General features: G+C 42.5%; 4 protein-coding genes. All 4 read left to right on the forward strand.

Annotated elements, in window-relative coordinates:
• Window positions 1-4: 4 nt before the first annotated feature.
• Entirely contained in the window at window positions 5-946 is a 942-nt protein-coding gene (gene flgJ / locus ACED25_RS17275; protein WP_009848567.1) for a flagellar assembly peptidoglycan hydrolase FlgJ, read from the forward strand.
• A 220-nt stretch (window positions 947-1,166) separates the two neighbouring features.
• On the forward strand, window positions 1,167-3,047 hold the full coding sequence (gene flgK / locus ACED25_RS17280; protein ID WP_371695757.1) for a flagellar hook-associated protein FlgK: 1,881 nt from the start codon (window positions 1,167-1,169) through the stop codon (window positions 3,045-3,047).
• A gap of 9 nt (window positions 3,048-3,056) precedes the next feature.
• Window positions 3,057-4,247 carry a flagellar hook-associated protein FlgL gene (flgL, locus tag ACED25_RS17285; protein ID WP_102250354.1) on the forward strand — a complete coding sequence of 397 codons (1,191 nt, stop codon included), beginning with the start codon at window positions 3,057-3,059 and terminating at the stop codon, window positions 4,245-4,247.
• A 401-nt stretch (window positions 4,248-4,648) separates the two neighbouring features.
• Window positions 4,649-5,785 carry a flagellin gene (locus ACED25_RS17290; RefSeq protein ID WP_017100665.1) on the forward strand — a complete coding sequence of 379 codons (1,137 nt, stop codon included), beginning with the start codon at window positions 4,649-4,651 and terminating at the stop codon, window positions 5,783-5,785.
• Window positions 5,786-6,452: the final 667 nt, after the last annotated feature.

The following is a 6,452-nucleotide window of genomic DNA, read 5'->3' on the forward strand; positions in this document are numbered from 1 at the left end:
AAGCATGATTAAAAATAACAATGACATCGGCTTTATTCACGATATTGGTAGCCTAGACCGTCTTCGTCAACAAGCGGTAAGCGGTGAAGAAGGCAGTGAAAAAGAAGCGCTAACCGCTGCAGCAAAACAGTTTGAATCTATTTTTACCTCGATGTTGTTTAAGTCGATGCGTGATGCGAACTCGAGCTTTAAGTCAGATATGTTAAACAGCCAGAATGAACAGTTTTATCGTCAGATGCAAGATGACCAAATGGCGAGTGAACTCAGTGCGTCAGGTTCGCTCGGTCTTGCGGACATGATCGTAGCTCAGTTAAGCGCTGGCCAAGCAAATGATGCAACTGAAGATAAGGTTCGCAATGAAGGCTTTGATACCTCTCTGCAAAGACCGCAGTACTCGGGGCGTTCACAAGATAGAACACCCGAAGTTCAATCTGCGCAAGCTATGTCAGCAACAGACGTGTCAGTAGCCAAACAACCAGTTTCCTTCGATTCTCCAGAATCGTTTGTTGCCTCAATGAAGCCTTACGCTGAAAAAGCAGCGAGTGCGCTCGGTGTCGATTCATCACTGCTATTGGCACAAGCGGCACTTGAAACAGGTTGGGGTTCTAAGATGATTAAGAACTCTTTGGGCAACAGCAACAACCTATTCAATATCAAAGCCGATAGAAGTTGGAAGGGCGATAAGGTTGCTACTCAAACTCTAGAGTTCCATGGTAAAACAGCCGTTAAAGAGTCTGCTTCTTTCCGTTCTTACTCTAATTTCGAAGATAGCTTTGATGATTACGTGAAGTTCTTGAACGAAAATCCAAGATACGAAACGGCATTGCAGCATCAAGGCAACTCTGAGAATTTCATCAAAGGCATTCACCAGGCGGGTTACGCAACCGACCCTAACTATGCCGACAAAGTTTTACGAGTTAAAGCTAAGATTGATGAGATGAAATAGCGTTATTGAATGCACTCGAGAGCTTGCCACCGACAGGCTCTTTTCTTATCCGCCCCTTCAGTCTTACGCACCATCCATAGTTTTCTCCTTACACTTCAACAAATTATTGTCTTTTAACTCTCCGTTATTTCTATTGGCACATATATTGCTAAATATCTTAATAATAAGCTGTAGTAGTTAATCAGTTCATGCTGATTTTGTTAAGTTTTTTGGGGGCATTATGGCGTCGGATCTTCTGAATGTAGGAGCACAAAGTGTTCTTACTGCTCAGAGACAGCTAAACACCACTGGTCATAACATTTCTAACGCCAACACAGAAGGCTATAGCCGCCAGTCTGTGGTTCAAGGTGTGAATGACCCGCGCCAGTACGGTGGTCAAACCTACGGTATGGGTGTGCATGTGGAAAATGTTCGCCGCTCGTGGGACCAATTTGCCGTCAAGGAACTTAACCTATCAACAACCAATGCCGCTAACAAAGCGGATACCGAAGCTAACCTGGATATGCTGTCAAGCATGTTGTCATCGGTTGTTTCGAAGAAAATCCCAGAGAACCTTAATGAGTGGTTTGATTCTGTTAAGACGCTCGCTGATACCCCGAATGATGTGGGTACACGAAAAGTCGTCATAGAAAAAGCTGGGTTATTGAGTAAAACGTTAAATGAATTTCATGAAACCGTTCGTCAACAGTCTGATTCTGCGAATAAGAAATTAGACATGGGTATCGAGCGAGTTAACCAAATTGCATACGAGATCCGTGATCTTCAGCGACTAATGGTACGAACTCCTGGACCTCATAATGATCTACAAGATCAGCACGAACAGCTAGTTAATGAGCTTTCTGGTTACACTAAAGTGACGGTGACACCACGAGCTAATAATGAAGGCTTTAATGTCCATATCGGTAATGGTCATACCTTAGTTTCTGGTACAGAAGCGAGCCAACTGAAAATGATCGATGGCGTACCAGATGCACATCAGCGTCGTCTTGCTATCGTAGAAGGAAAGTCATTAAAGGCGATTACTAACCGCGATATTGATGGACAAATCGGCGCGATGTTAGACATGCGTGATGAACATATTCCTGCAGTTATGGATGAGCTTGGTCGTTTGGCGACCGCGTTTTCATACGAGGTCAATGCACTGCAATCGCAAGGTTTGGATCTCAATGGCAATGTAGGTAAAAACCTGTTTACCGATGTGAACTCTGAGTTAGTGGCTAAGTCTCGTGTTACTGCTCACGGACAGTCAAAAGCGGATGTCGCGGTTTATATTGATGATACTTCTGCTCTGAAAGGCGGCGAGTATGGTCTGAAATACGATGGCAGCGATTATGTGGTAATTAAGCCAGATGGTGAAACGGTAAAAGTTAGCACCAATTCAACCGGCAATACCTTTTATTTAGATGGCATGCGAGTGGAAGTTCGCAATCCACCTGAACTGGGTGAGAAGCTCTTACTACGCCCAACCCGCAACTTTGCCACGCAGATTCAGATGGAAACCAAAGACCCTAAAGATATTGCGGCGCAAAGCTATGAGGCATCAACTACCTTTGCCAAAGGTACTGCTGGTTTCAAAATTTTGGCGGCAGGTCAATTACGAGAATTTGAAGTGATCGTGTCACCAAAGGGCGAACAGTTTGCAGTTACCGATCCTAAGGGCAACATACTTATGCAGCCTCAACCGTATCCACCACAAGGTCCAGTGACAATTAATGGCACAACGTTTGAACTTACACCGGGCGCGGTGGCAAACGATAAATTTACGGCAAACCTTGTCCCATCAGAAGGTGACAATGGCAACTTGCGTAAATTGCAAGATCTCCAAACAGGCAAAGTCTTGGATGATGGTGAGTCAACTATTTTAGATCTTTACCACAACTTGAATACCAATACTGGCTTGAAATCTTCAACGGCCAATCGCTTGAGTGATATTGCTAGGCTAGAAAAAGAGTCAGCTCAAGAACGTATTGCTTCAGTCTCTGGGGTGAACCTAGATGAAGAAGCGGCAAATATGATGAAATTTCAGCAAGCGTACATGGCTTCTTCACGCATCATGCAAGCCGCCAATGATACGTTTAATACTATTTTGGCTTTGAGGTAGGAGATATAAATGTTGACTCGTATTTCTAGCTTTCATAATTATCAGTCAGTACAAAATGACTTTCGCCGCCAAGAAAACAAGGTGCATCATAATCAAGCACAACTGGCTTCCGGTAAGAAATTACAGTCGGCGAGTGATGATCCTTTGGCGACTCATTATTTACAAAACATCGGCCAGCAATCTGAGCAACTTAAACAGTATGTCGATGCGATCACTCTAATTAGAAACCGCCTTGAACATCATGAAGTCATGGTCGCCAACTCTGAAGGGTTCGCGGATGAAGCAAAACGAACCGTGATGGAAATGATTAACGGTGCACTTTCTCCGGAAGACCGCTTAGCGAAGAAACGTGAAATTCAAGAGTTATCGAATAATCTTCTACATTTAGCGAATACTCAAGATGAGTCAGGTAACTACACATTTTCAGGAACCAAGCCCAAGAGCCAGCCATTTTTTCAAGATAATGAAGGGAATGTTTCTTATCAAGGTGATGACTATCAAAGAAAGATGCGAGTAGCAACGAGCTTTGAAATGGCAATGAATGATCCGGGCAGCAAGTTGTTTATGGAAATAGATAACCCGTTCGGTGATTACGAACCTCAGTATGACCTTGAACCAGCCTCTGAGTTATTGCTAGGACGTGCAACTAATACAGCTGACGATAGTGCAACTTATAAAGTCACTTTTGTTGATATGCAGACGGGCAAGTTCGCTTATCAGCTTGAAAAAGACGGTGCAGTGGTTGCTGCAGAAGATTTTGACCCTTCGAAGGGAGTTGTCTATGAAGGTTTGAATATCCAATTCAAAGGACAGATCACGAAGGGTGACTCGATCACTTTAGAGCCGAGAGAGACATTCTCTATCTTTGATACGTTCAAAGAGACCGCCGAACAGGCAGAAAATTCTGTATCAGATGCATCGGCAACGGCAAAGTTGCACCAAATGACTGAAGAATTTCATGCCGCGTTTATTCATTTGACTAAGGCGAGAACGGATGTCGGTGCTCGTTTGAGTACATTGGATATTCAAGAGCAGCAACATGAAGATTTTAAGTTGTCTTTAGCGAAAGCAAAAAGCAATTTTGAAGACTTGGACTATTCGAAAGCCATCATTGAATTCAATGAAAACTCTCGAGCGCTACAAGCTTCACAACAAGCGTTTGGCAAGACGAAAGACCTGACCTTGTTTAATTATATTTAGCTATGAATAGCCGTTAATCTGGGGTTAATTCTCTGCCGTATGTGCTATGCCATATGTGCGAATAATTCTATGGATTGCCACTTTTTTGTTCAGTGTGGCATGTTTGAAAAATAGCGGCAAAAAACGGCAACGAGAGATATCAATATCTTATTTTCTCGACTTGATATAATTAGCTCCTATGGAAGTTGCGGTTTAAATGTTTGTTTTTTATGTTTATTTTAAATTTATTGGAATTAAAATAAAAGTTGGCACACAACATGCTTTTATACTTTTCATAAATGATTAATACAGATCTTAAACCTTATCTAGGGTTTATCGCGTAATACACGGTCAGTGCTTATCCATATGAGAGTAAAGCTGGCCGCTTCGCAGTGACTTTGCGAACTCATAAGGAGAGCAATATGGCTATTAATGTAAGCACTAACGTATCTGCTATGACAGCACAGCGATACTTGAATAAATCGTCTAATGACTTAGCGACTTCTATGGAGCGTTTGTCATCAGGTCATAAAATCAATAGCGCAAAAGATGATGCGGCAGGCCTGCAAATCTCGAACCGCTTAACCGCGCAATCACGTGGTCTGGATGTAGCAATGCGTAATGCTAATGATGGTATTTCGATTGCTCAGACAGCAGAAGGTGCGATGAATGAATCAACGAACGTATTACAACGCATGCGTGACTTGGCGATTCAATCATCAAACGGCACCAACTCTCCGGCAGAGCGTCAAGCGCTAAACGAAGAGACAATGGCACTTCAAGATGAGCTTAACCGTATCGCAGAGACCACTGCTTTCGGTGGCCGTCGTCTATTGAATGGTTCATTCGGTGAAGCTTCATTCCAGATTGGTTCAAACTCTGGTGAAGCTATGATCATGGCGTTAACCAGTATTCGTGCTGATGACTTCCGCATGGGAGGAACGACGTTCGACTCTGAACATGCTAAAGACAATAGTTGGGAAGTTCCACCAACAGCAAAAGACCTTAAGTTTGAATTTAAAACTAAAGCGGGTGAAGCCATTGTTCTCGATATAAGCGCCAAAGTGGGTGAAGATATCGAAGAACTAGCAACTTACATTAACGGCCAATCTGATCTAGTGAATGCGTCTGTGACGGATGAAGGTCGCATGCAAATATTTGTTGCGGAACCTGATTTAGAAGGCGCGATGTCGATCTCGGGCAGTTTAGCCTCTGAGCTAGGCCTTAAAAGTGAAGGTCGAACTTCATTGGTTCAGGATATCGACTTGAATACCGTTGCTGGTTCACAAAACGCAATCGGTGTAATTGATTCTGCGATGCAGTATGTCGATTCACAGCGTGCTGATTTGGGTGCGAAGCAGAACCGTTTAAGCCACAGTATTAATAACTTGGCAAATGTTCAAGAGAACGTAGACGCTTCAAACAGCCGAATTAAAGATACAGACTTTGCGAAAGAGACAACGCAAATGACCAAAGCTCAAATTCTGCAACAGGCAGGTACATCAATACTTGCTCAAGCAAAACAGTTGCCTAACTCTGCAATATCACTATTGCAATAGTTATTGGTTGAACTTGCTACTCGTGTTCAGACGTGAACTGCGTAGCAAGGGAAACTGGCAAGCATACTTACTATCGGGTGTTTAGCTCTCTCATCTCTCACCTGCTATCCATTTTTACGGTAAGAATGCAACGGCGCGTCGGAAATGTGTTCATTTCTCGATGATCTCCGCACAGGCTCTGACACGCCAACTAGCCCCGTTTCCTTAACAGGAAAAGGGGCTTTTTCCTTTCTATTTCTACACTTTTATTTTCTTTTAGATCGTCTAGTTTACCTTTCAAATCCGCAAAACCTCGATCTCACTTATCTGTTTCACGACAAACAACTCAACTCTTTGTATAAGAAGCATACCAATCTGAGCTCTTTGGCGACTATTCATTTCTCTATATAGGATAACTCAAATAGTGATTAGTGTGTTTTTTGAACACTTTTAAATACATTCTCAATTGAAGGCTGCCACTGTTATAAAAAATGTGAGATTTTAAGTGTCTGATAAATTTGATTTTAATATTTAATTTGTGGTTTTTTGAAAGTTTTTCTAAAGCTTCTGAATTTTGAGCCGTTATTAAAAGTAACTTAGAGATAACTATTTGGTTTTCCGAGACGTCGGAAACCGCTATACCGGAAAATCAATTGGAGAAATCACCATGGCAGTGAATGTAAATACC

Source organism: Vibrio sp. 1F263, assembly GCF_041439035.1.
In the GTDB taxonomy this organism is placed as follows: domain Bacteria; phylum Pseudomonadota; class Gammaproteobacteria; order Enterobacterales; family Vibrionaceae; genus Vibrio; species Vibrio tasmaniensis_A.